Source organism: Paraburkholderia sp. CHISQ3 (genome assembly GCF_030464945.1).
Lineage (GTDB): Bacteria > Pseudomonadota > Gammaproteobacteria > Burkholderiales > Burkholderiaceae > Paraburkholderia > Paraburkholderia megapolitana.
On sequence record NZ_JALPRG010000011.1, the window covers coordinates 248,019 to 273,538 of the forward strand.

The 25,520-nt window shown below is 64.2% G+C and carries 28 protein-coding genes; 13 read left to right on the top strand and 15 right to left on the bottom strand.

Features of this window, described 5'->3' with window-relative positions:
* Nucleotides 1–11 precede the first annotated feature (11 nt).
* From flgH to flgL, 6 genes are all read left to right on the top strand, one after another.
* Complete coding sequence (gene flgH / locus M0D65_RS25095; RefSeq protein WP_266255015.1) at nucleotides 12–710, top strand: flagellar basal body L-ring protein FlgH; 699 nt, start codon at nucleotides 12–14, stop codon at nucleotides 708–710.
* Complete coding sequence (locus tag M0D65_RS25100) at nucleotides 710–1,915, top strand: flagellar basal body P-ring protein FlgI (protein WP_266255016.1); 1,206 nt, start codon at nucleotides 710–712, stop codon at nucleotides 1,913–1,915. Before flgH ends, M0D65_RS25100 begins: the two co-directional genes overlap by 1 nt.
* A gap of 11 nt (nucleotides 1,916–1,926) precedes the next feature.
* Nucleotides 1,927–2,859: a flagellar assembly peptidoglycan hydrolase FlgJ gene (gene flgJ, locus M0D65_RS25105; RefSeq protein WP_266255017.1), complete on the top strand. Its 933-nt coding sequence runs from the start codon at nucleotides 1,927–1,929 to the stop codon at nucleotides 2,857–2,859.
* A gap of 292 nt (nucleotides 2,860–3,151) precedes the next feature.
* A complete protein-coding gene (locus M0D65_RS25110; protein ID WP_266255018.1) occupies nucleotides 3,152–3,940 on the top strand; it encodes a flagellar brake protein in 789 nt (262 codons plus the stop codon).
* Between the two features lie 118 nt (nucleotides 3,941–4,058).
* The gene (flgK, locus tag M0D65_RS25115; protein ID WP_266255019.1) at nucleotides 4,059–6,059 is read left to right on the top strand and encodes a flagellar hook-associated protein FlgK; all 2,001 of its coding nucleotides are present in this window, start codon (nucleotides 4,059–4,061) and stop codon (nucleotides 6,057–6,059) included.
* 11 nt (nucleotides 6,060–6,070) lie between these two features.
* Nucleotides 6,071–7,291 (top strand): flagellar hook-associated protein FlgL, encoded by a 1,221-nt coding sequence (gene flgL, locus M0D65_RS25120; RefSeq protein WP_266255020.1) that lies wholly within the window; start codon nucleotides 6,071–6,073, stop codon nucleotides 7,289–7,291.
* 103 nt (nucleotides 7,292–7,394) lie between these two features.
* Here the strand turns inward: flgL and M0D65_RS25125 are convergent, their stop codons facing one another.
* Entirely contained in the window at nucleotides 7,395–7,634 is a 240-nt protein-coding gene (locus M0D65_RS25125) for a helix-turn-helix transcriptional regulator (protein ID WP_266255021.1), read from the bottom strand.
* 198 nt (nucleotides 7,635–7,832) lie between these two features.
* Here M0D65_RS25125 and M0D65_RS25130 point away from each other — a divergent pair, with 198 nt between their 5' ends.
* Nucleotides 7,833–8,276, top strand: coding sequence for a helix-turn-helix domain-containing protein (locus tag M0D65_RS25130; protein WP_266255075.1), 444 nt, complete (start codon nucleotides 7,833–7,835; stop codon nucleotides 8,274–8,276).
* Complete coding sequence (locus tag M0D65_RS25135) at nucleotides 8,273–8,848, top strand: PIN domain-containing protein (RefSeq protein ID WP_266255022.1); 576 nt, start codon at nucleotides 8,273–8,275, stop codon at nucleotides 8,846–8,848. The genes M0D65_RS25130 and M0D65_RS25135 overlap by 4 nt, the downstream gene beginning before the upstream one ends.
* Before the next feature lie 50 nt (nucleotides 8,849–8,898).
* Here M0D65_RS25135 and fliR read toward each other — a convergent pair whose 3' ends face one another.
* From fliR to fliF, 13 genes are all read right to left on the bottom strand, one after another.
* On the bottom strand, nucleotides 8,899–9,681 hold the full coding sequence (gene fliR, locus M0D65_RS25140) for a flagellar biosynthetic protein FliR (protein ID WP_091017293.1): 783 nt from the start codon (nucleotides 9,679–9,681) through the stop codon (nucleotides 8,899–8,901).
* 6 nt (nucleotides 9,682–9,687) lie between these two features.
* Nucleotides 9,688–9,957, bottom strand: coding sequence for a flagellar biosynthesis protein FliQ (fliQ, locus tag M0D65_RS25145; RefSeq protein WP_091017296.1), 270 nt, complete (start codon nucleotides 9,955–9,957; stop codon nucleotides 9,688–9,690).
* 28 nt (nucleotides 9,958–9,985) lie between these two features.
* Entirely contained in the window at nucleotides 9,986–10,774 is a 789-nt protein-coding gene (fliP, locus tag M0D65_RS25150) for a flagellar type III secretion system pore protein FliP (protein WP_266255023.1), read from the bottom strand.
* Nucleotides 10,775–11,287 (bottom strand): flagellar biosynthetic protein FliO, encoded by a 513-nt coding sequence (fliO, locus tag M0D65_RS25155; protein WP_266255076.1) that lies wholly within the window; start codon nucleotides 11,285–11,287, stop codon nucleotides 10,775–10,777.
* A gap of 50 nt (nucleotides 11,288–11,337) precedes the next feature.
* On the bottom strand, nucleotides 11,338–11,796 hold the full coding sequence (gene fliN / locus M0D65_RS25160; protein WP_091017298.1) for a flagellar motor switch protein FliN: 459 nt from the start codon (nucleotides 11,794–11,796) through the stop codon (nucleotides 11,338–11,340).
* Nucleotides 11,789–12,787: a flagellar motor switch protein FliM gene (fliM, locus tag M0D65_RS25165; RefSeq protein ID WP_091017301.1), complete on the bottom strand. Its 999-nt coding sequence runs from the start codon at nucleotides 12,785–12,787 to the stop codon at nucleotides 11,789–11,791. The genes fliN and fliM overlap by 8 nt, the downstream gene beginning before the upstream one ends.
* Nucleotides 12,788–12,842: 55 nt before the next feature.
* Entirely contained in the window at nucleotides 12,843–13,352 is a 510-nt protein-coding gene (gene fliL / locus M0D65_RS25170) for a flagellar basal body-associated protein FliL (protein ID WP_266255024.1), read from the bottom strand.
* A gap of 576 nt (nucleotides 13,353–13,928) precedes the next feature.
* Complete coding sequence (locus M0D65_RS25175; protein WP_266255025.1) at nucleotides 13,929–15,452, bottom strand: flagellar hook-length control protein FliK; 1,524 nt, start codon at nucleotides 15,450–15,452, stop codon at nucleotides 13,929–13,931.
* A gap of 46 nt (nucleotides 15,453–15,498) precedes the next feature.
* Nucleotides 15,499–15,948 (bottom strand): flagellar export protein FliJ, encoded by a 450-nt coding sequence (gene fliJ, locus M0D65_RS25180; protein WP_091017307.1) that lies wholly within the window; start codon nucleotides 15,946–15,948, stop codon nucleotides 15,499–15,501.
* A gap of 2 nt (nucleotides 15,949–15,950) precedes the next feature.
* Nucleotides 15,951–17,531, bottom strand: coding sequence for a flagellar protein export ATPase FliI (gene fliI, locus M0D65_RS25185; protein WP_266255026.1), 1,581 nt, complete (start codon nucleotides 17,529–17,531; stop codon nucleotides 15,951–15,953).
* On the bottom strand, nucleotides 17,525–18,211 hold the full coding sequence (fliH, locus tag M0D65_RS25190) for a flagellar assembly protein FliH (RefSeq protein ID WP_266255027.1): 687 nt from the start codon (nucleotides 18,209–18,211) through the stop codon (nucleotides 17,525–17,527). Before fliH ends, fliI begins: the two co-directional genes overlap by 7 nt.
* A complete protein-coding gene (gene fliG, locus M0D65_RS25195; RefSeq protein ID WP_091017314.1) occupies nucleotides 18,198–19,193 on the bottom strand; it encodes a flagellar motor switch protein FliG in 996 nt (331 codons plus the stop codon). Before fliG ends, fliH begins: the two co-directional genes overlap by 14 nt.
* Nucleotides 19,183–20,964, bottom strand: coding sequence for a flagellar basal-body MS-ring/collar protein FliF (gene fliF, locus M0D65_RS25200; protein WP_266255028.1), 1,782 nt, complete (start codon nucleotides 20,962–20,964; stop codon nucleotides 19,183–19,185). The genes fliG and fliF overlap by 11 nt, the downstream gene beginning before the upstream one ends.
* 283 nt (nucleotides 20,965–21,247) lie before the next feature.
* Between fliF and fliE the strand changes: the two genes are divergently transcribed.
* The 5 genes from fliE (at nucleotide 21,248) to M0D65_RS25225 (ending at nucleotide 24,658) form a co-directional block, all read left to right on the top strand.
* On the top strand, nucleotides 21,248–21,589 hold the full coding sequence (fliE, locus tag M0D65_RS25205) for a flagellar hook-basal body complex protein FliE (RefSeq protein ID WP_266255029.1): 342 nt from the start codon (nucleotides 21,248–21,250) through the stop codon (nucleotides 21,587–21,589).
* A gap of 333 nt (nucleotides 21,590–21,922) precedes the next feature.
* Nucleotides 21,923–22,357 (top strand): flagellar export chaperone FliS, encoded by a 435-nt coding sequence (fliS, locus tag M0D65_RS25210; RefSeq protein ID WP_266255030.1) that lies wholly within the window; start codon nucleotides 21,923–21,925, stop codon nucleotides 22,355–22,357.
* Nucleotides 22,354–22,683, top strand: coding sequence for a flagellar protein FliT (locus M0D65_RS25215; protein ID WP_091017322.1), 330 nt, complete (start codon nucleotides 22,354–22,356; stop codon nucleotides 22,681–22,683). Before fliS ends, M0D65_RS25215 begins: the two co-directional genes overlap by 4 nt.
* A 65-nt stretch (nucleotides 22,684–22,748) precedes the next feature.
* Entirely contained in the window at nucleotides 22,749–24,320 is a 1,572-nt protein-coding gene (locus M0D65_RS25220; RefSeq protein ID WP_266255031.1) for a flagellar hook-length control protein FliK, read from the top strand.
* Nucleotides 24,320–24,658 carry an EscU/YscU/HrcU family type III secretion system export apparatus switch protein gene (locus M0D65_RS25225; RefSeq protein WP_266255032.1) on the top strand — a complete coding sequence of 113 codons (339 nt, stop codon included), beginning with the start codon at nucleotides 24,320–24,322 and terminating at the stop codon, nucleotides 24,656–24,658. Before M0D65_RS25220 ends, M0D65_RS25225 begins: the two co-directional genes overlap by 1 nt.
* Here the strand turns inward: M0D65_RS25225 and M0D65_RS25230 are convergent.
* Nucleotides 24,635–25,420 carry an SDR family NAD(P)-dependent oxidoreductase gene (locus M0D65_RS25230; protein WP_266255033.1) on the bottom strand — a complete coding sequence of 262 codons (786 nt, stop codon included), beginning with the start codon at nucleotides 25,418–25,420 and terminating at the stop codon, nucleotides 24,635–24,637. The genes M0D65_RS25225 and M0D65_RS25230 overlap by 24 nt on opposite strands.
* Between the last annotated feature and the right edge of the window lie 100 nt (nucleotides 25,421–25,520).

The window sequence follows — 25,520 nt, forward strand, 5'->3', positions numbered from 1 at the left end:
CGGTAATCAAGATGTCGTACTTCAACCGTATTCCGCTTCGGACACGCTGCTGCGTGGCGCTGCTTGTTGCCGCGGCCACTGCCGCACTCGGCGGCTGCGGGCTCGCGCCGAGGCAGCCGATCGTCCAGCAGCCGATGACGGCTTACCCGCCCATGCCGCCGCAGATGCAGACGGCGGGCTCGATCTACAACCCGGGTTATGCAGGCCGGCCGCTGTTCGAAGATCAACGTCCGCGCAATATCGGCGACATCCTGACCATCGTGATTCAGGAGAACATCAACGCGACGAAGTCGTCGGGGGCCGCCACCAACCGCAATTCGACGACCGATTTCAACGTGCCGACCGCTGGTTTTCTGGGCGGCCTGTTCGGCAAGGCGAATCTCAGCGCGAAGGGCGACAACACGTTCAATTCGACGGGCGGCGCGAACGCGTCGAACACGTTCAACGGCACCATCACCGTCACCGTGACGAACGTGCTGCCGAACGGCAACCTCGTCGTGAGCGGCGAGAAGCAGATGCTGATCAACCAGGGTAACGAGTTCGTGCGCTTTTCGGGCGTCGTCAATCCGAACACGATCTCGGGTCTGAACTCGGTGTACTCGACCCAGGTGGCCGACGCGAAGATCGAATATTCGGCGAAGGGCTATATCAACGAAGCGGAGAACATGGGCTGGCTGCAACGGTTCTTCCTTAACGTGGCGCCGTGGTGATGATGAACTTCGCTTTCTTTCGCCGCGCCTTGCGCTTTGCTACCGGATTCCGCTCGGTCGGGCTTGTGCCTGTCTGCGCCACGCTCGCTTTTGCGCTCGCGCTTTCGTTCAGTTCACCCGCCGCACACGCCGAGCGCCTGAAGGACCTCGTCTCGATTCAAGGCGTGCGCGATAACCCGCTGATCGGCTACGGCCTCGTCGTCGGGCTCGACGGCACCGGTGACCAGACCACGCAAACACCATTCACGACGCAGACACTCGCGAACATGCTCGCGAATCTCGGCATCTCGATCAACAACCAGTCGGCGGGTTCGAACAACTCGGGCACCTCGGCGCTGAGCACGATCCAGTTGAAGAACGTCGCCGCCGTGATGGTGACTGCGACGCTGCCGCCGTTCGCGCGCCCTGGCGAGGCCATCGACGTCACCGTGTCGTCACTCGGCAACGCGAAGAGCCTGCGCGGCGGCACGCTGCTGCTCACACCGATGAAGGGTGCGGACGGCCAGGTCTATGCGCTGGCCCAGGGCAACCTCGCGGTGGGCGGCGCCGGTGCGAGCGCGAACGGCAGCCGCGTGCAGGTGAACCAGCTCGCCGCCGGCCGCATCGCGGCGGGTGCGATCGTCGAGCGGGCCGTGCAGACGGCCGCGTCGCAAGGCGGCATGATGCAGCTCGAACTGAACGACATGGACTACGACACGACGCAGCGCATTGTCGCGGCCGTGAACAACGCGTTCGGCGGCGGCACGGCGATGGCGCTCGACGGCCGCACGATCCAGTTGCGCGCCCCCACCGACAGCGAACAGCAGGTCGCCTTCATGGCGCAGTTGCAGAACCTCGACGTGCGGCCGGCGCTGGCCGCGGCGAAGGTGATCCTGAACGCGCGCACCGGGTCGATCGTGATGAACCAGATGGTCACGCTGCAAAGCTGCGCGGTTGCACACGGCAACCTCTCGGTGGTGATCAATACGCAGCCGGTGGTGAGCCAGCCCGGCGCGTTCTCGAATGGCCAGACGGTGGTCGCGCAACAGTCGCAGATCCAGCTCAAGCAGGATAACGGTGCGGTCAAGCTCGTCTCCGCCGGCGCGAATCTCGCCGAAGTCGTGAAGGCGCTCAATGCACTGGGTGCGACGCCCGCGGATCTGATGTCGATCCTGCAGGCAATGAAGGCAGCAGGCGCGCTGCGTGCCGATCTGGAAATCATCTAAGGACGACGGCGATGAACTCTGATCCTTCCCGGACCGCAAACGACCTGAGCCAGCGCTTCGCCCTCGACGTACAGGGGTTCGACAGCTTGCGCGCACAGGTCAACGCGTCGCCGCAAGCCGGCTTGAAGATGGCCGCGCAGCAGTTCGACGCGGTGTTCACGCAGATGATGCTAAAGAGCATGCGCGATGCGACGCCGTCCGACGGCCCGTTCGATTCGCACGACAGCGCGAGCTTCACGTCGATGCTCGACCAGCAGTTGTCGCAGCAGATGTCGTCGAAGGGCATCGGTGTGGCTGACGCGATGCTCAAGCAATTGATGCGCAACGCGGGCCAGGGCGGCGGCGACGACGCGAATGCTGGCAACAACGCGGCGCTGAACGCGCTTGCCAACGCGTACAGCAACAGCGCGGCGAACGGCGCGCTCGCAGCGGGCAAGGGCTACTCGGCGAACAGCGCGCTGACGCCGCCGTTGCGCGGCGACGGCTCGTCGCAGAAGGTCGATGCGTTCGTCGACAAGCTCGCGGCACCCGCGCAGGCGGCGAGTGCGGCGACCGGCATTCCGGCGCGCTTCATCATCGGTCAGGCGGCGCTCGAATCGGGTTGGGGCAAGAGCGAGATCCGCAAGACGGACGGCTCGTCGAGCCATAACGTGTTCGGTATCAAGGCGACCAAAGACTGGACCGGCAAGACCGTGTCGACGCTCACGACCGAATACGTGAATGGCCAGCCGCAACGTGTAGTCGAGAAATTCCGCGCGTACGACTCGTACCAGGACGCGATGACCGACTACGCGAACCTGCTGAAGGCCAATCCACGCTATGCGCAGGTGCTGAATTCATCGCACGACGTGGCCGGCTTCGCGCACGGCATGCAGCGCGCGGGTTACGCGACCGATCCGCATTACGCGAAGAAACTCATTTCGATCATGCAGAAGATGGCATAGCCGTCTTCTGCAAGCTGGCATAACGAGGCAGGGAAGCGACGGGGCCATGTCGCAGAACAAGACGGGACAGCCGGCCGTCCGTACGACGGCTGGCCTAACCGCACGATCAGCAAGGAAATATTTAGCAAGGCGCCCCTAAACTTTTGGGGCGCGCTGCCGCTATTCAGGAAGATCCGAGAACCGGAAGGCTTTGTCGTTCCGGTCGAACGCGCGCGACTACCGAGGAGACCCCGGTGGCTGCACAGCCGAAGAAGCACCGCGCGCCCGAGAGAACCTGCATACCGGCAAGCCCATGGATACTTCGCAGTCGAGCGGCCAGAACGACGTCGCGCGCCATCTTGACGACGGCGCGAGCGGGCAGAGCGCCCACGACGACCATGATTTCGGCCGACGCAATCCGCTTGAGATCGGCGTGCAGTTGCGCAATCTCGTGAATCGCGGGGATTTTCTGACCGTGCAATACAAGGGCGGTCAACTGGTTACGCAGATTCTCGCAGTCGATGTGCGCGGCCAGACGTTCACGTTCGACCGGGGCGGGCTGCCCGAGCAGAACCGCCGCGCGCTCGCGGCGCCGCGCTGCCAGTTTCGGGCTACGCAAAACGGCGTGCGCGTCGAGTTCGCGAGCTCGACGCCGCGCGAACGATATTTCGAAGGGTTGCCCGCGTTCGAGGCGGACTTCCCCGAGGTGCTGTATCACGTGCAGCGGCGCGAATATTTTCGCGTCGATGCGCCGGTGCTCGACCCGTATGTGTGTCGCGGCCGCTTGCCGGATGGCGAGACGTTTCGCTGCGAGGTGCACGATCTGTCGCTGGGCGGCGTGGGTGTGTACGCCACCGACGAGCGCTTCGCCGATCTGCCGCTCGGCATCACGCTGCCCGATGTCGAATTGAGCCTCGGCGGCCTGAGCATGCTGTCGCTCGATGTGCAACTCGTATCGCACCGCGCGGTCGCGCTGCCGGACGGCACACAGCGTTACCAGCTCGGACTTCGTTTCGTCGCGCTGCCGGGCAGCGCGGAAAACACCCTGCAGCGGCTCATCACGCAACTGGAGATGAAACGCCGGTCGCTGATGCGGGCCTGATGCGAGGCCGACGCAAGCGAATGCGCCGGCCTCAATTTTCCCGCCGGCGAGCCGATATACAGGAAGCTCACGCAACGCGCCGGGAAGCCATCCGACGCTCGCCACTCCAGGATGACGCATGTCCAGCAACCTCTTGAACATCGGTCTCAGCGGACTCAACGCCGCGCAATGGGGACTGACGACGACCGGCCAGAACATCAGCAACGCGTCGACACCGGGCTATTCGGTGGAACGTCCCGTCTATCAGGAGACGGGCGGCCAGTACACCGGCTCGGGTTATCTGCCGCAAGGCGTATCGACCTCGACCGTGCAGCGTCAGTACAGCCAGTACCTGACCACGCAGCTGAACAACGCGCAGTCGCAGGGCGGATCGCTCAACACGTACTACACGCTGATCGCGCAGTTGAACAACCTGGTCGGCAGTCCGACCACCGGTATTGCGAGTGCGATTACGGGCTACTTCACCGGCTTGCAGGGCGTGTCGAACAATCCCGCCGATCAGTCCGCGCGCCAGACCGCGATTAGCAGTGCGCAGACGCTCGCGAACCAGATCAACGCGGCGGGCCAGCAGTACGACCAGTTGCGCGCGAGCGTCAACACGCAACTGTCGAGCACCGTACAGTCGATCAACAGCTACACCGCGCAGATCGCGCAGCTCAATGCGCAGATCGCGGCGGGCAGTAGCGCCGGCCAGCCGCCCAACCAGTTGCTCGACCAGCGCGATCTCGCGGTGTCGAACCTGTCGCAACTCGTCGGTGTGCAGGTCGTGCAGAACGGCAACAGCTATAGCCTGTTCATGAGCAGCGGGCAGCCGCTCGTCCTCGCCGACAAGAGCTTCAATCTCGGCACAGCGACGTCGCCGGGCGATCCTACCGAGCAGTCGGTGACCTACCTCGGCCTCGCTGGCGCAACGCCCGCGCCGACGCCGCAGACGATGCCCGATAGCTCGGTATCGGGCGGGACGCTCGGCGGGCTGCTGACATTCCGCAGCCAGACGCTCGATCCGGCTGCCGCGCAACTTGGCGCGATCGCGACGAGCTTCGCGGCGCAGGTCAATGCGCAGAATGCGCTGGGTATCGACCTGTCGGGCAAGGCGGGGGGCAATCTGTTCACGGTTGGTTCGCCCACTGTCTATGCGAACCAGAACAACACGAGTAGCGCGACGCTGTCGGCATCGTTTGCGAATGCAGCGCAGCCGACTACGAGCGACTACACGCTGTCCTACGACGGCACGAAGTACACGCTGACCGACAACGAGACCGGCACGACGACCACGGCAGCCAACCTGACGAACCCGATCGGCGGCTTGCAGTTCTCGCTAAGCGGCACGATGGCCGCAGGCGATTCGTTCACCGTGCAGCCGACGCGCGGCGCGCTCGACAACTTCGCGCTCGCGACTACGAATGCCGGTGCGATCGCGGCGGCTTCGCCGGTGCTCGCCGCGAAGGGCAGTAGCAACAGCGGTGCTGCGACCATTTCGCAGGGTTCGGTGGGGGCGGGTTATTCGCTGCCGACGGGCACGACTACGCTGACCTATAGTTCTGCGCCTGCACCGGCCACCGGTGGTTTTCTCACAGGTTTTCCGGCGGGTTCGATCGTGAATATCCCGGGCTCGGCGCCGGTCACTATCGTGGACGGCACCACACAGGTGCCGTACAACCCGGCCACCGGTGCCACGCTGACGATCAACAGCGCAACGACGCCCGCGCCGGCCGGCTCGATGAATGCAGTGACCGTGACGTTGAGCGGCACGCCGAACAGCGGCGACACCTTTACGATCGGCCAGAACACCGGTGGCAGCAACGACGGCCGCAACGCGCTCGCGCTGTCGAATCTCGTTACCGCGAAGGCGCTCAACGGTGGAACGTCCACGCTGACCAGCGCGTACGCGAACTACGTGAACACGATCGGCAACCAGACGAACCAGGTCCAGTCGCAGAACAAGGCACAAACCTCGCTGGTCACGCAGATCACGTCCGCGCAGCAGTCGGTGTCGGGCGTGAACATCAACGAGGAAGCCGCGAACCTGTTGCAGTATCAGCAGCTGTATCAGGCGAACAGCAAAGTTATCCAGACGGCGTCGACGTTGTTCCAGACGCTGCTCGGCATTTTCCAGTGAGGCGTTGAGCCATGCGTATCTCTACGACGCAGTATTTCAACATGGGCGTTCAGGCGATGAACGACCAGCAGAACACGCTTGCGCAGCTGTATCAGCAACTGTCGAGCGGTGTGAGTATCGCGACACCGTCGGACAATCCGCTCGGCGCCGCCCAGGCCGTGCAGCTGAGCGCACAGGGCGCGACGCTGTCGCAGTACTCGGCCAACCAGAGCACTGCGCTGTCGTCGCTGCAGGCCGAAGATTCGACGCTCGGCAGCGTCAGCACCGTGCTGACGAACATCAACACATTGCTCGTGCGCGCTGGCGACGGCTCGCTCAGCGACAGCGACCGCAGCGCGCTCGCGACGCAGTTGCAGGGTTTGCGCAGCCAGCTGGTGACGCTCGGCAATGCCACCGATGCACAGGGTAACTATCTGTTCGGCGGTTTCCAGAACACGTCCGCACCGTTCTCCGCCAGCGCGACCGGTGCGGTGGTCTACACCGGCGACGCTGGTAACCGCACGATGCAGGTGGCCGGCACACGCGACATCTCGACGGCGGACAACGGCGCATCCGTGTTCCAGAGCGTCGCGACGGTCGGCACCAGTTCGATTCCGTCGGGCAACCCGGCGAACATCGGGACCGGCGTGATCGGTGCGGTGAGTACGACGAATGCGGCCAGCGCGAGCAACTCGCACACGTTTTCGATTGCGTTCTCGAGCGCGACGACCTACACGGTGACCGACCAGTCGACCACGCCGCCCACGGTGAGCGCACCGACGCCCTTTACCGCGGGTTCGGCGATCTCGCTGGGCGGCGGTCAGAACGTGGCGATTACCGGCGCACCGGCAGCCGGCGACTCGTTCACGGTGAAGCCGGCCGCGCAGGCCGGCACCGATGTGTTCGCAACCATCGATTCAGTGGTCAAGGCGTTGCAGACGCCAGTTACGGGTACGGCTTCGAGCGCGAACCTGCAGAACGCGTTGACGACCGGCATGGCGCAGCTAGGCAACACGCGCAACAACGTCATTACCGTGCAGGCATCGGTGGGTGGGCGCGAGCAGGAAATCCAGGCGCTGCAGGCGGTCACGCAGACCAACTCGCTGCAGACGCAAAGCAACCTCGCGGATCTGACGACGACCAACCTCACGACGATCGTCAGCCAGTACACGATGACGCAGAACGCGTTGCAGGCGGCGCAGGAAGGGTTTGCGAAGATTCAGAATATGTCGTTGTTCAATTATCTGAACTAGGCGCTGTGGTGCTGCTTCGGTCCGCCGAGCGTCCGCAGGGTGCGCGCGGACCTTCGATTTTCCTCGACTGAAATCTGACCATCCCAAAAGACGCCGAGCGCGTTCATTTGCGCCTCGTCGCAGTCAGCTCTACACCAAGAATGTTGAGCACCTGAAGCACCTTGTCGAACCGAACGGTCGCCTTGCCACCTTCCAGGTCCACAATAAAACGCTGTCCGGTCTGCGCGAAGTTCGCGAGATCCGCCTGCGTGGCCTCCTGCTTTTTGCGGAGATCACGCACAAGTTTCCCCAGATCCTTTGCGTTCAGAATCTTCCCGATCGGTGTGATTGCGTTCGAATTCATAGGTGGACCTCTAAATTATTCCCGATCGGGAATTTGCCGTAGATGTGAAGTCCATGCAATCGATTGTTACCAACCGGGAATTTAGCTTGGGGGAAGGGCATCACTCGTTTCGTTTATTGCGATTTTCGATTATTTCGTTTAGAGTGGCGCCATTGATCAACCGCCAGGAGCGATGCCGTGACCGCCACCTATCCGAAGATGACGCTACCCGTCGAACGGGAAGTGCAGGCTGCCGTGCAAGGCCAACGCGCCCTGGCAGCCTATCTAACCACTCGGGTCGAGACCCAGCGCATCCAGATCTTCGACGACGACAATCAAGCCCATCAGGTGGAACTGCCAACGTCGGCACTCCGCCTGCTAGTCGACATCCTGGCCGAGCTAGCCGACGGCAATGCCGTCAAGATCGTGCCTGTTCACGCCGAGTTAACCACGCAGGAAGCAGCCGACCTGCTCAACGTCTCCCGACCGCATCTCGTCAAGCAACTGGAAGACGGCGCGTTGCCGTTCCATTGGGCTGGCAGGCACCGTCGCGTGCGTTTTTCGGATCTGATGCAGTTCAAGGCCGCACGCGATCTGGCCAGTGAGCAAGCGATGGCCGAGTTGGCTCGGCTGGCGCAAGAGTTGGGTATGGGTTACGAATGACGCATTCGCGCTTTACGGTCCTCTACGACGCTTGTGTGCTATATCCGGCCCCGCTGCGCGACTTGCTCATGTGGCTGGGCCTGTCGGGGCGGTTCCGTGCGCGGTGGAGTCCGCACATTCACGATGAATGGAAGCGCAACTTGCTGGCCAACCGCGCGGACCTGACGCGTGAGCAACTGGATCGCACGTCAGACCTGATGGATCGCGCAATCCCCAATGCCGTGGTATTCGGCTACGAAGCGCTTGCCGTCAATCTACGACTGCCGGACCCAGATGACCGACACGTGTTCGTCGCCGCCATCCGGTGTGGTGCCAGCGTCATCGTTACGTTCAACCAGCGAGATTTTCCGGGCGATGCGCTGGCACCGTTTGGTATCAAGGCCCAGCACCCCGATGAATTCATCGACAAGCTGTTCGACCTGGACCCAGCCGCCGTCGTTGCTGCAGCCCAGCAGCAACGCGCGCAGCTCAGGCGTCCCCCGATGGCGGTCGACCAGTACCTCGACGTGCTGCAACGCCTCGGCCTGGTACAGACCGTCAAGGGTCTAGGTCATTACCGCACCACGCTGTAGGTCGCGACTTACGGCAACTAGCCAGATATCGAGGGAACCGCAGAGACGCCCTACCTGAACCCCAACGCCACCCGCCCCATCTCATCAATCCCGCTGTCAAACAACCGCGCAAAAAACGGAATCATGTTCGGCGCCATCAGTTGCACGAGCAGCATGCCGACGAGGATCGTCAGTGGAAAGCCGATCTGGAACACGCCGATCTGCGGTGCCGCGCGGTTCAGGATACCGAGCGACAGGTTGGCGATCAACAGCGCCGCCACCACCGGCAACGACAGCAGCAACCCCGCCGAAAACACCGTCGCGCCCCATCCCGCGAGCATCCGCCAGCCCCCGGCGCCGAGTATGTTGGCCGCGACCGGTGCCGTCTGGAAGGTACCGAGCAGCGCGGTCAGCATCTGTAGATGGCCATCCAGTGCGATGAACGCGAGCATCGCGATGGTGTTCATGTACTTCGAGACGACGGCGCTCGATCCGCTCGCGTGCGGATCGAAGAAGGTCGCGAAGCCGAGTCCCATGCCGAAGCCGATGATTTCGCCGGTGGCCTGGATCGCGGCGAACACGATCTGCATCGTGAAGCCGAGCGCCACGCCGATCAGAAACTGATTGACGACGATCCAGATGCCGGTCGCGGAAAACACGGTGACCTGCGGCAACGGTCCGAGCGTCGGTGCGACGATCAGCGTGACGAACGCCGCAATGGCGACCTTCACGCGCACCGGCACCGACTTCTCGCTGAACGCCGGTGCGGTCGCGACTAGGGCGAGTACCCGCACGAACGGCCACAGAAACGCGGTGAGCCATGCGTTCAGTTGCGCGTAGGTGACGGTGAACATCGTCGCTCAGTTCGCGAGCATCGGAATGCTGGTGAACATATGGCGCATGTAGTCGAGCATGGTCGTGAGCATCCACGGGCCGATCAGCACGAGCGTTAGCGCGATGGCCGCCAGCTTCGGAATGAACGACAGCGTCGCTTCGTTGATCTGCGTCGCGGCCTGGAACAGGCTCACGATCAACCCGACCACGAGCCCCACGAGCAGCGGCGGCGCGGCCAGCGCAAGCGCGACGTACATCGCTTCGTGGGCAATCGTGGTGACGTTTTCCGGCGTCATGATCGAGCGTCCCCGGTAGGCGGCTGCATCAGGTGAAGCTCTGTGCCAGCGAGCCAAGCAGCAACTGCCAGCCGTCGACGAGCACGAACAACATCAGCTTGAACGGCAGCGAGATCGTCGCGGGCGAGATCATCATCATCCCCATCGACATCAACACGCTCGCCACCACCATATCGATGATGAGAAACGGAATGAAGATCGTGAAGCCGATCTGGAAGCCGGTCTTCAGTTCACTCGTGATGAAGGCCGGCACGAGCAGCGACAGCGGCACGTCCTCGGGGCCCTGCATCGGCGCCGCGTGCGAAATGCGCGCGAACAGCGCGAGATCGGTTTCGCGGGTCTGGCGCAGCATGAACGCCTTGAACGGCGCAACACCGCGCGAGAGCGCGTCGTCCATCTGGATCGTGCCTTCGGAAAACGGCTTGTAGCCGTCCGTGTAGGCCTTGTCGAGCACCGGCGACATCACGAACAACGTCAGAAACAGCGCGAGTCCGACCAGCACCTGGTTAGGCGGCGTCGTGTTGGTACCGAGTGCCTGGCGCAGCAGCGACAGCACGATGATGATGCGCGTGAAGCTCGTCATCGTCAGCACCATCGCGGGCAGGAACGACAGCATCGTGAGCAGCAGCATCGTCTGCACGCTCAGCGAATAGGTCGTCCCGCCGTTCGGGCCGGGGCTCGTGTTGAACGCGGGCAGCCCCGCGGTTTGCGCGAATGACAGCGACGGCAGTGCGAGCATCAGCGTGGGCAATGCGAGCGGTGCAAGACGGTAGATGGCGCGCAGCAGATTGCGTGCGAGAGAGCGACGGAGCGGCATTTACTGGTCTCCGCTACCGGGGCGATTCAGGCGCTTGCCGACCTCGCCTTTGAGCGCCTCGCGAAAACGCTGGCCGAACGTGCCGGCGAGGGGCGCGACGGACTGTTCCGCACCGGGTTCGGTTGCCGTGTGACCCGCTGGCATCGCATGCAACAGACGCACCTGGCCGGGCGCCGCACCGAGCACGAGCCACGTGTCGCCGATCTCGACCAGCGCAACGCGCTCCTTACCGCCGAGCGATGCACCACCGATCGTCTTCACGAGGCCACTGCGCTGCGCGGGCTGAAAGCCGAGACGCCGCGCGAGCCACGCAAAACCGAACACGATACCGATCACAACGACAAGACCGACGACGGTCTGCAGAACCGCACCCACACCCAGCGACGGCACCGCAGTGCCCGCACCGACACCGGAGGCGATTTGCGCGGCGTTGTTCACCGCGTTGATATCGGCGGCTTGAGCGGCGTGGACGCAGCAGACGAACCACGTCGATGCAGCGAGCGTAGGCAGCATCCGGAGGCGGCGTGCGGTGCTTGTCGCAACGCTCCGGCAGACGACAGACTTCATCGATTGAGTTTCCGGATGCGTTCCGACGGCGTGATGATGTCCGTCAAGCGAATGCCGAACTTGTCGTTGACGACGACCACCTCGCCTTGAGCGATCAGGCAGCCGTTCACGAGCACGTCCATCGGTTCGCCGGCCAGCCCGTCGAGTTCCACGACCGAGCCCTGCGCAAGCTGCAGCAGGTTGCGGATCGCGATCTTCGTGCGGCCGAGTTCGACGGTCATCTGGACGGGGATGTCCAGAATCATGTCGATGTCGTTGCGCGTGGCAGTCGGTTCGACCTTCGACAGCGGCTGGAAGACGCCGGCCGTCGATGCGTTCAGTTCGGCGCCGTTGTTCTGCTCGGCGAGCGCGCTGGCCCAGTCGTCGAGCGCCGGGTCCGCAGCCGTTTCAGGGCTGGCGAGCTTCGGTTCGCCGACCGGAAGCTGCGCTTCCGGTGCGCTATTCAGGTCACTCATATCCACCTTCCTTCGTCGTGTCCGTTGCGCTGATCATCTTCTGGACGCGCAACGCGTACTGACCATTGAAAATTCCGTAGCCGCATTCCATCACCGGCACGCCGTCGACCTTCGCGACGATGTGCTCGGGAATGTTGATCGGCAGCACATCGCCGGCGCGCATGTTGAGAATCTGCTGGAACGTCACCGGGATCTGCGCGAGATCGGCGGTGAGTTCGACTTCTGCCGCCTGCACCTGCTGCGACAGCACGCGCACCCAGCGGCGATCGACTTCGAGCGCTTCGCCCTGGATCGGGGATGACAGCACGTCGCGGATCGGCTCGATCATCGAATACGGCATGCAGATATGCAGCGTGCCGCCTGTCGAGCCGAACTCGATCGAGAACTGCGTGACGATGACGATCTCGTTCGGCGTCGCGACGTTCGCGAACTGCGTGTGCATCTCCGAGCGCACGAATTCGAATTGCAGCGGCCGCACGCTTTTCCACGCGCTGCCGTAGTGCTCGAACACGAGGTTCAGCAGCTTGCTGATGATGCGTTGCTCGGTCGCCGTGAAATCGCGTCCTTCGACGCGCGTATGAAACCGGCCATCGCCGCCGAACAGGTTGTCGACGACGAAGAACACGAGGTTCGGATCGAAGACGAACAGCGACGTGCCGCGCAGCGGCTTCACGTGAACGAGATTGAGGTTGGTCGGGATCGGCAGGTTGCGGGTGAATTCGCTGTACTTCAGGACCTTTACCGGACCAACCGAGATCTCCGCGGTACGCCGCATGAAGTTGAAGATGCCGACGCGCAGCAGCCGCGCGAAGCGATCGTTGATGATCTCGAGGCCAGGCATCCGGCCACGGACGATGCGTTCCTGCGTCGCGATGTTGTACGGACGCACGCCCGAGCGGTCGGCGGGCTCGGTCTCGGTGTCGGTTTCGCCGGTGACGCCCTTGAGGAGTGCATCGACCTCCTCCTGGGACATGAACTCTTCGTGGCCCATTCCTGTTCCTCGTGCATCCGTTCGCGGTTGAGGGTCGGCGCAGCGTGACGCGAGGTCACTGCACGACGAATTCGGTGAACAGCACGTCCTGGACGCGCGCGGGCTGGCCACCCGGTTCGGTCGGCTGTTCGATCAGCGTTTTCAGTTCCTGGGCGAGCGCGCGCTTGCCGTCGAGCGGCGCGAGTTCGTCGGGGTGTTTGTTCGACAGCGCCAGCAACACGCGGCTGCGGATTTCCGGCATGTGTTCAGTTAAGTGGTCTTGCGTGCGCTGGTCGTTCAGTTTCAATGTGAGGCCGATGCGCAGGTAGTGCTGCTGGCCGTCGTCGGATTGCAGGTTGACGGTCATGGGCTCCAGCGGGAAGAACACGGGTACTGCGGAGGGTGGCGGCGTTGCTGTCGATGCCGTCGTCGGTGTCGCGACGCGCTTGCTCATGAAGAACCACACGCCCGCGCCAGTTGCTGCCGCAGCGAGCAGCGCGATCAGCGCGATCAGCAGAATGCGCTTGATCGGGCCCGGTGAGGCCACCTGGACTATGGTCGGCTGGTTGGGGGTCGTGATTGCCATGAGATTTGGGTTTGGTTTTACGTTTGCGTTTGCTTGTGCAGGGGTGCTTGCGCTTGCGTGCTTTTGCGTGCGTCAGTGCTGGTAGGGTGGATTGTTCTCTATTGGCGTGCCGCGCGATGGGGGGAAAAGAAGGGGGAATTTAGGTTATCTCTTTGGTTTGCCCAGGCGGGCGGCCGTTGTTGCCTGTGCAGGCGGCTTTTCGTTAGCGCCTCACGGTTTTTTTGCCTGTGCAGGTGGCTCTTCGTTAGCGCCTCGCGGCGCAGGCGTTGCCCCTGTGCGGGGCGGCACCTTCTTTCTTTGCCGCGGCAAAGAAAGAAGGCAAAGAAAGCCGCTCGAGACGTTACCTGGTCCTTTCCGCGCGTAACGATTGTGGTCCGCGCCTAAGTGTCGCCATCGCGCTGACACGGTAGTGGTCCGAGACGAGATCATCCCTCGCACCGCGAGCGGTAGTGACCAGGCAGTCATTCATCCCGCTCGCACTACGTGCTCGCGGTCGGGTGACCACTTCGGAAAGCAGAATGGGCAGCGGAATCGCAGCGCCGATGGAGAGCTTTGGTTGTGGCTTAGTTTTTCCGTTCAGACAAACGTATCGACGAGCCCCACGGTACGTCGCGTTGGTGCGGCGACCGCGCCAGCCAACTCGGTCGTGCCGTCGCTGGTGGTGCGACCTCGCCCGCGTCCGCGTCCTCCTTCCCCCTGCGCCTGCTGTCCCGTTTGCCCCGCGAAACCATCGCTGACACTCGCACTACCCAAACCGATGCCGCCCGATTCCATCGCCTCGCGTAGTTTCGGCAGCGCCGCCTCCACTGCGTCGCGCACCTGCTGGTGCTGCGACACGAACAACGCGTGCGCATGGTTGTCCGCTACCTGCAGCACCACCTGCAACGGTCCGAGATCGCGTGGGTTCAACGTGAGTTCTGCCGTCTGCTGGTGGGCGTTCGACAGGAACACCACCTTCTGGCTCAACGCATCCTCCCAGTCAGGGCTGCCGATCTGCGGTGTGATGGCTGCAGCCGTTGCGGCTACGGCTGGGTTGGCGCTCTGCGCGGCCGCAGTCGGTGTGTTTGCGGCGGCCTGCGAGGCGGCAAGCGTTGCGCGCACCGCATCCGCGGTGTCCTTTGCGACCTGGGTGTTCGATGTATCCGTGGTGGTGGCCATCAACGCGTCCGCCGTGCTGCGGGCGGCGTCTGTGTCCACAGCGCCGGTCGTTGCGCTGCCAGTCGTCGTCGCCGTCGTCGCGTTACCTGCGTGCGGACCTTTGCCGTCGGCCAGCGATGCACCGAGCGCGAAACCCTTGCTCGTCGACGAGCCGCGTAGCGTCATGCTCGCATCACCGGTGTTCGCGCCAGTCGTCGATGCCGCACTAATCGCAGTCGCAGTCGCACCTGCACCGATGGCCGGCACAGGCACCAGGCCTTGTCCACCTGTCAGCGCATTCAACGCGGCCTGCAATGCATCGCGGACCGACTTGGGATCGGTGGCAGCTGTTTTCTTGTCCGGTGCCGTGGCCGGTGTGTCAGTCGTCGTTGTGGCGTCGGTTTGCTGTGCTGTGCCGGCATCCTCGGGGAGGGCCGTGGCCTGGGTTGCTACCGCGCTCGCCTGAACTTGCGCTTGCGCCGCGGCTGCCGCAGCCGCGGCGGCAGCTTCGGCGGCCGTCATCGGTGTCGTTGTGCCATCCGTACCCTTCGGCTTCGATGCGCCGCCGCCTGACGGCTTGTTTGCAGCATCGCTGCCGGCAGTCTGCGATGCATCGCCCGACGAAGCAGCCGGCGAGCTGCCCGCATCGTGCTGGCCGTTCGTCGCCGCTGCATTGTTCGAGGTGCCGCTATTGTCCTGCGCCGGCACATCGTGCACACCCGGCGTAGACGGCGCAGCGGACGAAGATGAAGACGAAGACGCCGATGCGGAAGCCGACGCTTTCTGCGCCGCGCTACTACCAGAACTCGCATTCGAATTCGCAGCACCGCTCTGTGCACCAATACTCTGCTGCAGCGTCTGCGCAAACGACGCCGCGCCATTCGACGCCGCCGCGCCAGATCCGGCAGACGACGTACCGCTGCTCGCGCCGGACAGCGCTCCGATCAGTGAAAGAGTCGACATACGTTTCCTGTACGGTGAGTCCGTTCAAACATTGCCTGGCCCGGCGTCACACGCCTTCGGCCCGCATCCGGAGAATTCTTGCTGCGTGTTCGTCGGTGTCGCGCTGTTCGCGGCGCGCGTTTTGCTGTGCCTCGATGGCGGCACCGCGCGCCTGCAGCACTTCATAAGAACCGAGTTTCTGGCGCTGGCGCTGCCACTCCGGTTTCGCCGCCTCGACGCGGGCGCTCGCCGTCACGAGCAGCCCGCGCTGCTGTTCGATCGCGGCATTGAGCGTATCGATGAACGCCTGGAAGTTGCGCATGTTGCCGGCCGGCATGCCCGCCTGCGCCGAATTCGCGAAACGCGCGTGGTATTCGTCGCGATACTGGATCAGTGCGTCGAGCTGTGCCTGCACGTCGCCGCGTTCGCGCTGCGCTCGGCCGAGCCGCTGCGCCGCTGCATCCACGTCGTCCTGGGCAAGGCCGATCAGCGTCTTGAGCGGAAGATGTTGGCCCATCGTCAACCTCCCTGGGTGAACAGTGCGTCGAGCAACTCGACGCTCGATGCGAAGCCCGCGCATTCGGCCATGCCCTGCTGCAGGAACGCTTCGATGCGCGGATAGAGTGCGATCGCGCGGTCGAGCAGCGCATCGCGGCCGCTCGAATAAGCGCCCACGTTGATCAGGTCGCGATTGCGCTGGTAGCGCGACAGCATCTGCTTGAAGATTCGCGTTTTCTCGAGATGCGCGTCGTCGATCAGCGCGGTCATCGCGCGGCTGATCGACGCTTCAATATCGATGGCCGGATAGTGGCCGGCTTCCGCCAGCGAGCGTGACAGCACGATGTGGCCGTCGAGAATCGCGCGCGCCGAATCGGCGATCGGGTCCTGCTGGTCGTCGCCTTCGGTCAGCACCGTGTAGAACGCGGTGATCGAGCCGCCGCCCGCCGGCCCGTTGCCGGTGCGCTCGACGAGCGCGGGCAACTTTGCGAACACCGACGGCGGGTAGCCTTTGGTCGCCGGCGGTTCGCCGACCGCCAGTGCAATTTCACGCTGCGCCATCGCATAGCGCGTCAGCGAATCCATCAGCAGCAGCACGTGCTTGCCTTCGTCGCGGAAGTATTCCGCCAGCGATGTCGCATAGGCCGCACCTTGCATGCGCAGCAGCGGCGACACATCGGCCGGTGCCGCGACGACGACCGCGCGCGCGAGTCCTTCCTCACCGAGAATCTGCTCGATGAATTCCTTCACTTCGCGGCCGCGTTCGCCGATCAGTCCGATCACGATGACCTCGGCGCTGGTGTAGCGCGCCATCGTGCCGAGCAGCACCGACTTGCCCACGCCGGAGCCCGCGAAGAGCCCCATGCGCTGGCCGCGTCCGACAGTGAGGAGCGCGTTGATCGCGCGCACGCCAACGTCGAGCACCTGGTGGATCGGTTCGCGCTTGAGCGGGTTGATCGTCGGTGCGGAGAGCGGGGCGTCGCGTTGTGTGCCGAGTGGGCCGAAGCCGTCGAGCGGTCGTCCCGACGCGTCGACCACGCGCCCGAGCAGCTCCCAACCGACCGGCAGACGCTTCGCGCCCGCGAGCGGATCGGCGATCGGCGCGCTTTCGAGCGGATAGACGCGCGCGCCAGGCAGCAGGCCGGCGACTTCGGTGGTCGGCATCAGGAACAGCCGGTCGCCAGCGAAACCGACGACTTCCGCTTCGGCCATCGGCAGCGAACTGCCCGGCGGCAATTCGATCATCACTTCCGAACCCACCGATAGCCGCAGTCCGACTGCTTCGAGCACGAGACCGGCTGCCCGCGTGAGCCGTCCGCATGCACGCAGCGGACGCGCAATCGCATTGCGGGCCCGCAGTCCGTCGAGCCGTGCGCGCCACGCAAGTGTGTGCGGGTTGCCGGTGACAGCGGCAGCAGCGGCGACAGTGACCTCATCCTTGAACAATGCAGCGCGTGCAGCCGGCGCCACTGCGGCAACCGTCGCAACCTCACGCCCGACCTTCTCCACCGGCTCGACCACACCAAACGACGCAAACGCCAGCTCGCGTTCGAGCGGCGTGAGATCGCTGGCGCGAATGTCGTCGAGCGTCGGCTTCACCATGTGCTCACCTTGCCGAGTGCCGCTGCAACGCGCTCCCAGCGTGTCGCAATACCTGCATCGATTTCGCCGGTTGCGGCGTGTGCGCGGCAGCCGCCGCGATCCACCGCGGGATCGGTGCGCAGTGTCCAGCCGCGCGCCTGCAGTTCTTCGAGCAGATAGGCTTCGACAACCGGCAGATCGGCGGGACTGACGACCAGATGCGGTGCGCCCGAGAGCGCCGGTTCCGCGGCAAGCACTTCGCGCGCGGCCGCGATCAGTGCCGTCGGATCGTGCTGCACATGCTGTCGCACAACCTGTTGCGCAATATCGAGCGCGAGTGCGACGAGCGTTTCCGACACGTCTGCCTGCGCACCGTCGAGCGCAGTCTTGAACGATTGCGCGAGCGCCGCGAGGCTTGCCGCTTGCGCATGCGCTTCGCCGATGCCCTGCTCAAAACCCTGCGTATGACCTTGTTCGTAGCCGGCCTGGTAACCGAGCGCCTGCCCAGCGACATGGCCCGACGCGACGCCCTGCGCATGCGCGGCATCGCGCAGCCGTTGCAGTTCGGCTTCGAAGGCGTGTTCGTCGGTGGGCTCGGGTGGCGGGGCGGGGTCGAACGATGCCATCTCCCAGCGCTGATACGCCGAGAGACCGCCGCTGCCGGGTTTGCCCGACGACGAGTCCTGGTCAGACATACGCATCTTCGGCCTTGCCGCCTAGCGCAATCTGTCCGCTTTCGGCGAGATTGCGCACGACCTGCAGGATGCGGCGCTGCTGCGTCTCGACCTCCGATACGCGCACCGGACCGCGCGAATCGAGATCTTCCGCGAGCAGTTCGGCGGCGCGTTGCGACATGTTCGACAGGAACTTCTGCCGCAGCGCGGGCGGTGCGCCCTTCAGCGAGATGATCAGCGACTCCGATTCGACTTCCTTTAGCAGCAACTGGATCGCGCGATCCTCGAGGTCGAGCAGGTTCTCGAACACGAACATCTGGTCGACGATTTTCTGCGCAAGTTCGGCGTCGTACTGGCGCACGTTCTCGAGCACCGCTTCTTCATGGCTCGTCGACATGAAGTTGAGAATTTCCGCGGCCGTGCGGATACCGCCCATCGGGCTGCGCTTCAGGTTGTCGCTGCCGGACAGCAGGCCGGTCAGCACATCGTCGAGTTCGCGCAGCGCGGCTGGCTGGATCCCGTCGAGTGTCGCGATACGCAGCAGCACGTCGTTGCGCAGGCGCTCGCTGAGGAACGCCGCGATCTCCGACGCCTGATCGCGATCGAGATGCACGAGGATCGTCGCGATGATCTGCGGATGTTCGTTCTTGATGAGTTCGGCGACGGCGCCCGAGTCCATCCACTTCAAGCCTTCGATCCCGCTCGTATCGCTGCCTTGCAGGATACGGTCGATGATCGCGCCGGCCTTGTCCTCGCCAAGCGCCTTGGTCAGCACGGTGCGGATGTAGTCGCTTGAATCGAGCGACAGCGCGGTGTGCTGCTCGGCTTCTTTCGCGAACTCGGTCAGCACTTCCTCGACCTGCTCGCGCGTCACGTTCTTCAGCGCGGCCATCGCGACGCCGATCTTCTGCACCTCGCGCGGCGCGAGGAACTTGAACACCTGCGCGGCTTCCTCTTCGCCGATCGACATCAGCAGGAGCGCGCTCTTGGCTACGCCTTCAGCTTTCATCGGACACCCAGTTCTTGACGACGGTTGCGACGATCTTCGGATCCTGGCGCGCAATCTTGCGTGCGTACTCCAGGTTCCGCTCGAACTTGTGCTTCTCGTTTTCGAACGCGAGCAGGCTGTTGGTGTCTTCCGCGTCGCCGGCGTGTTGCGACGGCGGCAGGCCGTCGAGCAGCATCGGTTCGTCCGGCGCGGGCAGCGCATGACCGGCGCCGACCGGCGCGGGCGCCGGGAAGGCGCGGCGCAGCGCCGGCTTCACCATCACGAAGTAGAGGAACAGGGCGACCGCGCCGATACCGAGGTACGTCGCGATCTGCTTCGCGAGCGCGATCATGTCCGGTGCGCGCCACCACGGCACATCCACGATCGGTTCGACGTCGGTCATGAACGCGCTGTTCACCACGTTCACCGAGTCGCCACGCTTCGCGTCGTAGCCCATCGCATCCTTCACGAGCTGCTCGACCTGCGCGAGCTTGTCGGTGGCGAGCGGTTGCATCGTCGCGTGACCTTTCGCGTCCATCTGCGGTTGATAGTTCACCACCACCGCCACCGAAAGCCGCTTGATCCCGCCCGAGCCCTGCTCGAAATGGCGGACTGTCTTGTCGAGCTCGTAGTTGGTGGTCGTGTCCTTGCGGTCGCTGACCGGTGTCGCGGCCGGCGCGCTCGCACCATTCGCGGCGACGAGCGGGGCGGAGGCGGGCTGCGGCGGCTGGTTTGACAGCGCGCCTGGCACGCCCGATGCGCCACCTTGCGACAGTTCGGTTGCGGTACTCGACTGCTGGCTGCGGATCGCCGATTGCTGCGGCGTGGCGTTCGGCGTGTAGGTTTCGGCGGTCTGTTCGAGCTTCGAGAAGTCGATGTCGGCGCTGACCTGCGAATGCGCATTGCCCGCGCCGAACAGCGGCGCGAGGATCGCGTCGATGCGCTGCTGCGTGCTGCGTTCGATCTGCTGCACGTACTTGAGCTGGGTCGCATCGAGCCCGGTGCCGGAAGACGGTTGCGTGAGCAGGTTGCCGTCCTGGTCGACGATCGTCACGTTGCGCACCGGCAGTTCGGGCACCGCCGACGCCACCATATGCGTGATCGCCACCACCTGACCATCGTCGAGCACGCGGCCCGGATACAGGTCCACGAGCACCGATGCCGACGGCGACTCGCGATCGCGTACGAACACCGACGGCTTCGGAATGGCCAGATGCACGCGCGCCGAGTGCACCGACGAGATCGATTCGATCGTCTGCTGCAGTTCGCCTTCAAGTGCGCGCTGATAGTTGATCTGCTCGGCAAACTGGCTGATGCCGAATTTCTGGTTGTCCATCAGCTCGAAGCCGACCGAGCCGTTCTTGGGCAGGCCCGCCGCGGCGAGACGCAGACGCATTTCGTGAACCTGATCGGCGGGTACGAGGATCGCGCCGCCGACATCGCTGAACTTGTACGGAATGTTGGCCTGTTGCAGCGCGGCGATGATCGAACCGCCGTCGCGGTCCGACAGATTGCTGTAGAGCACCTTGTAGTCCGGTGCGCGCGACCACAGGACGAGCGCCGCCACGACGGCGACGAGCAGGGCGACGGCGAAGATCAGCGGTGCGCGCGGGTTGCCGCGCATCTGCGTGAGCGACGGCAGGCGCTGGGCAAAACCGCCGCCCAGACCGCCCAGGTCGGCGCCGCTGCCCGCCGCGCCGCCGGCCACACCGGCCGCGCCCGCGCCGGGCGGCGCGCTGGCGAGGCCCATGCGGGCGTCGGGGGTGATCAAAGAATTGGCTGACGAATCCATGCGTCGGGTATCTCCGGGATGCCTTGCGTCTGCCGGTGGCCGGGCGGTCCGGCAAGAAGCGGACGGCGCGGCGCGTGGACAGAGACTTTCACGATGGGGATTATCCGCAGCGCCGTGTAAGGCGATTGACCGAATAGAGCGGGGTTTCCCCCCTACTTTCGCGGCTGTCGGAAATGGCCCGCTGCTATGCTTTTCGTCAGATCGGCAGGTGCGCCTTTGTCGCGCCCGGACCAGGCTGTGAAGGCCCGCAGCGTCGCCGTCTTCTCTTTTTTCTGGAGCGAACATGACTGTGCCCGTGAACCCCCTCGCGTCCGCGCTGCAACAGATGCAGTCGATGGCAGCCCAGGCGGCCGGCGGCTCGACCTCGAAGGCCGCGGACAGTGCGTCCGATGCCGCGGATGTTGGCGGCTTTGCGTCGGCGCTGAAGGCATCGATCGACAAGATCAGCAACGACCAGCAGAACGCGCTCGGCGAAGCCAAAGCGTTTGAACTCGGCTCGGCGAACGTGTCGCTGAACGACGTGATGGTCGACATGCAAAAAGCCAATGTCGGCTTCCAGTTCGGCCTGCAGGTACGCAACAAGCTGGTCGCCGCCTACAACGAAATCTCGCAGATCTCGGTCTGAACGCGGCACACCCGGTGCCGGCTGCGTGCCGGTAACGGGCGTGCCGGATTTCTCGTTCCGCATTCCTTCAGTACGCCGCTGCGTAACGCCATTGCCGCGCGCGGCGGACCCGCTATGCCGGTGGCCTTCAGTCGAACCCCGCCACCCATTTGCCGCACCGTTTGGCATACCTCCCGCCCGTGCGGCAAATTTCTCCGCGTTCCCCCTTACAGCAGCCTAAAGCTTTCCCGATGACCATCCGATAACCCGGATACAGGTCCATCGCAGCGGTGACAAAGCGCGTCGCGGCGGTGCCCCGGTCGAATCGAAACGGCATCAACAGGAGGAGCGCCAATGTTTTCCCCAGGACACTCTGGAGCCAATGCGTACGCACGCGTCGGAGTCGAAACAGGGGTGATGGGCGCGAGTCCGCATCGTCTGATCGTGATGCTGTATCAGGGGGCGCGCAAGGCGATTGCGCTGGCGCGGCTGCATCTGCAGCAAGGCAATGTCGCGGCGCGCGGCGAAGCGATCGGCAAGGCGATCCAGATCGTTGCGAGCGGTTTGCAGCCGTCGCTGAATATCGATGCCGGCGGCGAGATCGCGGAACGGCTGGATGGGTTGTACGGCTATATGACGCGGCGTTTGCTGGAAGCCAACCTGAAGCAGAGCGAAGCGATGCTGATCGAGGTGGACGGCTTGCTCGCGACGCTCGAAGACGCATGGATCGGAATTGCACCCGAAGTGGCGCGCATGGCGGCTCAATCGCCGGCAGAAAACATCAGATGACCAACCACGCAGAGTATTTCGCCCGCTATGAGGCGATCGCCGCGATTTCCAGTTGCATGCTGGCCGCCGCGCAACGTTCCCTGTGGAACGAGCTGGAGCACCTGCAGGACGAGTACCGGTTTCTGGTCGAGGCGCTGAAAGAAGCGGAGCTCGACGTACAGCTCAACGACGCGGAACGGCTGCGCAAGTACGAACTGCTGCGCCGGATTCTCGCCGACGATGCTGCGATCCGCGAACTGGCCAGCCCGCGCCTCGCGAAGCTGTCGACGCTCTTCGCATCCGGGCGACCCGGCCGGGTGCTGAAGGAGTTGTACGGCGCGCGCTGAGCCGGTCCGGCTTGCCGCTGCGCGGGCGCAGCGGGAGTGCGGACCTCTCTGATAAGGGACTCGGGATGAACGGAATCGACACGGCCATCGCTTCGCTGCTTGCGAGCCGGATCGACAGCCTGCTCTCGGGGAGTGCCGCGGGCGATGCGACCGCGTCGCAGACCGGCGCTTCCGCGTTGAGCGTTGGGACGCCGTTGCCGCAAGGGGCGGGCTCGCTTGCGGGGAATTCGGCGGGAGCGATGGCATCGACGCAGACGGCGTTGTCGGCGGTGGCGTTGACGCTCGACGCGATCATGCGCTCGGGTGGGGAGGCAACGCCTGCGGTGGTGGGGCAGGTGCCGGTGTGGCCTGTGGCGCCGGTTGCGGGTGCTGCGGTGCTGACCGCTGGGCTGGCTGACCTGGCTGCACGCGCCGGTCCTGCGTTGCCGCTGTTCGATATCACTGCTGGGTCTGCTGCCGATGCGCTGCTTTCGGGCGGTGGCGCTGGGGCGGCTGGCGCTGCTGGCGGTCCAGTGGCGCCGTTTTCATCGGCGTTTGCTTCCGCACCGATGTCTGCTGTTGCCGCATCGCCGTTGCCCGTGGCGGCGCTGGCCGCTGCGCTCCAGCAAACGGTCGCGCAAAGCGGGCTCTTCTATGAAGCGCATCTCGCGCAGTGGCTCGCGGGACAGCGTACGCCGGCATCGCTGGCCGGCGAGCCGCAGAACCGGTTGGCCACCGCGGCCACGCAGTTGCCGCTCGAATGGCTCGACGAGAACGACCCGTCCGCATGGAGTGGACCTGCGCAACCATCGCGCGCCGGTGTGACGGAGCAGCCGGCTTCACAAGCGACACCGCAGCAGGCCCCGGCGAATTCCGCGGGTGCGTCTGTGTCCGCACATGCGCAGACGGGCGCGCAACCTGCCGGCGCGCCGGTGCGTTTTTCTGCCGCTGATCCACAAACACCGGCCGGCTCTCTGCAACGTTCCACATCGCACGCTGCCGTATCCGGCGATACATCCAACGGTACCGCCTCCGACGCCGCTCAACCGGCAGCTGCCGCAATCCACCCCGCAACAATTCCGCTGGTGCGTCAGCAACTCGATCTGCTGGCGACCGGGCAGTTTCGCTGGACTGGCGAGGCGTGGCCGGGCGCGCGGCTCGACTGGACCATCGAACAGGAAAACGACGAACGGCGCGGCGGCGCATCGGACAGCAGCGCCACCGACGATCTACCGTGGCGCACCCGCCTCACGCTGTCGCTACCGACGCTCGGTACCGTCGATGCCGAACTGACCTTGACCGGCACGCAATTGATCGCGCGGGTGCAGGCAAGCCCCGGCGGCGCAGCGCGGCTCGCAGCCCATGGAGAAACATTCAGACAGCGACTCGCGGCTGTGGGTATCGAACTGGGTGGTTTGTCGATTCGCGAGATCGGTGGTGCAGCGACGTTGCCGGAGACCTTGCCAGAGACATTGCCGGCGAATGGCACGGGTGCATCGCAGACGGCTCGCGAGGCGCCTGCAAGGGTGACGCCGCAAGCTGCGGCTACGGCGTATGCGCGTTCGGCGGCGGCTGTTAGCGATGCGGCACGCCCGGTCTACGCGGCGCAGCCCGAGATGCCGCTGTCGCACGCCGACGAATTCGACTGGGACATGTGATGAGCCGTGTCCGCCGCAAGAGCGCAGCCGCGCTGAGCTACGACGCGCAGAGCGGAGATGCTGCGCCGCGTGTCGTGGCGAAGGGCTATGGACTGGTCGCGGAGATGATCGTGCAGCGCGCGAAGGAAGCGGGCCTGTATGTGCACGAAGCGCCGGAAATGGTGTCGTTGTTGATGCAGGTGGATCTCGATGCGAGGATTCCGCCGGAGCTTTACGTGGCGGTGGCGGAATTGCTCGGGTGGTTGCACCGGCTGGAGAGCGGTGCGGATGATTCGCCGACTAGCGCCGATGTTCCGGCACCCTTGAACATCGGGTCACACTCCACCGTTCCCCGGTGAACGATGCGAGTAAATCACGTCCTGGGTGACGGGAATCAGATTCTGCCCGGCGTCGACGACAAAATCGGTTCCAGTGAAGCTAGGCGCTGTGAGTAAAAGAATCGCGCTGGCCAGATCTCGCGGGGTTGCAGCCTGGCCCAGGAGATTCGCGGTACGACTTGCATATTCGAAATCCGCGTCGGTCTGGTTGTCGCTGCGAAGCATCAAACCGGGGAACACAGCGTTGATTCGCAGAACCGGTTCCGCGGAAATTGCCAGCATCTGGGTGAGATTTCCGATCGCGGTCTTTGCAACGGTATAGCTGAAGTGATCGCGGTTGAAGTTGTCCTTCACCTTCTGGTCCACGACATTCACAACGACGCCGGTGGTCCCGGCATCTTTCGCTCTGCGGTAGAAAGCGCGGGTGAGCAGAATCGGCGCTCGACAATTGACCTTCCACGCGAGATCCAGATCTTGAGTGGCGAAGTCCGGGAAGTGTTCCTGCCAGAATACCGACGCGTTATTCACCAGCAGATCGAGCTGCCCGGCATTCTCATACACGTCACCGATCAGTTTTTCGATACTGGATTCTTCGGCCAGATCCGCTTGAAGCGCGAATGCGCGACCGCCCGCGGCAACGATCTCGTTCACCGTCGATTCGGCGTCTTCGCGAGAGGTATTGAAGTGAATCGCCGTTTCGTAGCCGTTCTGGCAAAGGTACTTTGCAATCTCCTTTCCCGTCCGATGTCCCGCGCCTGTAACCAACGCTACCTTCTTGCTCATTACTTCTTTCCTCATTCCTCGGCTCGTTGGCGAATGTTACGGCATCTGAATATCGCGCGTAGAACGGCATCGTAGCGAACCTCCCGCAACAACCCCCGGC

Bases quoted from the DNA above. Each gene is read 5' to 3' on its own strand.
- flgH (WP_266255015.1), top strand. From the start codon at position 12: ATGTCGTACTTCAACCGTATTCCGCTTCGGACACGCTGCTGCGTGGCG.
- M0D65_RS25100 (WP_266255016.1), top strand. From the start codon at position 710: ATGATGAACTTCGCTTTCTTTCGCCGCGCCTTGCGCTTTGCTACCGGA.
- flgJ (WP_266255017.1), top strand. From the start codon at position 1,927: ATGAACTCTGATCCTTCCCGGACCGCAAACGACCTGAGCCAGCGCTTC.
- M0D65_RS25110 (WP_266255018.1), top strand. From the start codon at position 3,152: ATGGATACTTCGCAGTCGAGCGGCCAGAACGACGTCGCGCGCCATCTT.
- flgK (WP_266255019.1), top strand. From the start codon at position 4,059: ATGTCCAGCAACCTCTTGAACATCGGTCTCAGCGGACTCAACGCCGCG.
- flgL (WP_266255020.1), top strand. From the start codon at position 6,071: ATGCGTATCTCTACGACGCAGTATTTCAACATGGGCGTTCAGGCGATG.
- M0D65_RS25125 (WP_266255021.1), bottom strand. From the start codon at position 7,634: ATGAATTCGAACGCAATCACACCGATCGGGAAGATTCTGAACGCAAAG.
- M0D65_RS25130 (WP_266255075.1), top strand. From the start codon at position 7,833: ATGACGCTACCCGTCGAACGGGAAGTGCAGGCTGCCGTGCAAGGCCAA.
- M0D65_RS25135 (WP_266255022.1), top strand. From the start codon at position 8,273: ATGACGCATTCGCGCTTTACGGTCCTCTACGACGCTTGTGTGCTATAT.
- fliR (WP_091017293.1), bottom strand. From the start codon at position 9,681: ATGTTCACCGTCACCTACGCGCAACTGAACGCATGGCTCACCGCGTTT.
- fliQ (WP_091017296.1), bottom strand. From the start codon at position 9,957: ATGACGCCGGAAAACGTCACCACGATTGCCCACGAAGCGATGTACGTC.
- fliP (WP_266255023.1), bottom strand. From the start codon at position 10,774: ATGCCGCTCCGTCGCTCTCTCGCACGCAATCTGCTGCGCGCCATCTAC.
- fliO (WP_266255076.1), bottom strand. From the start codon at position 11,287: ATGCTGCCTACGCTCGCTGCATCGACGTGGTTCGTCTGCTGCGTCCAC.
- fliN (WP_091017298.1), bottom strand. From the start codon at position 11,796: ATGAGTGACCTGAATAGCGCACCGGAAGCGCAGCTTCCGGTCGGCGAA.
- fliM (WP_091017301.1), bottom strand. From the start codon at position 12,787: ATGGGCCACGAAGAGTTCATGTCCCAGGAGGAGGTCGATGCACTCCTC.
- fliL (WP_266255024.1), bottom strand. From the start codon at position 13,352: ATGGCAATCACGACCCCCAACCAGCCGACCATAGTCCAGGTGGCCTCA.
- M0D65_RS25175 (WP_266255025.1), bottom strand. From the start codon at position 15,452: ATGTCGACTCTTTCACTGATCGGAGCGCTGTCCGGCGCGAGCAGCGGT.
- fliJ (WP_091017307.1), bottom strand. From the start codon at position 15,948: ATGGGCCAACATCTTCCGCTCAAGACGCTGATCGGCCTTGCCCAGGAC.
- fliI (WP_266255026.1), bottom strand. From the start codon at position 17,531: ATGGTGAAGCCGACGCTCGACGACATTCGCGCCAGCGATCTCACGCCG.
- fliH (WP_266255027.1), bottom strand. From the start codon at position 18,211: ATGCGTATGTCTGACCAGGACTCGTCGTCGGGCAAACCCGGCAGCGGC.
- fliG (WP_091017314.1), bottom strand. From the start codon at position 19,193: ATGAAAGCTGAAGGCGTAGCCAAGAGCGCGCTCCTGCTGATGTCGATC.
- fliF (WP_266255028.1), bottom strand. From the start codon at position 20,964: ATGGATTCGTCAGCCAATTCTTTGATCACCCCCGACGCCCGCATGGGC.
- fliE (WP_266255029.1), top strand. From the start codon at position 21,248: ATGACTGTGCCCGTGAACCCCCTCGCGTCCGCGCTGCAACAGATGCAG.
- fliS (WP_266255030.1), top strand. From the start codon at position 21,923: ATGTTTTCCCCAGGACACTCTGGAGCCAATGCGTACGCACGCGTCGGA.
- M0D65_RS25215 (WP_091017322.1), top strand. From the start codon at position 22,354: ATGACCAACCACGCAGAGTATTTCGCCCGCTATGAGGCGATCGCCGCG.
- M0D65_RS25220 (WP_266255031.1), top strand. From the start codon at position 22,749: ATGAACGGAATCGACACGGCCATCGCTTCGCTGCTTGCGAGCCGGATC.
- M0D65_RS25225 (WP_266255032.1), top strand. From the start codon at position 24,320: ATGAGCCGTGTCCGCCGCAAGAGCGCAGCCGCGCTGAGCTACGACGCG.
- M0D65_RS25230 (WP_266255033.1), bottom strand. From the start codon at position 25,420: ATGAGCAAGAAGGTAGCGTTGGTTACAGGCGCGGGACATCGGACGGGA.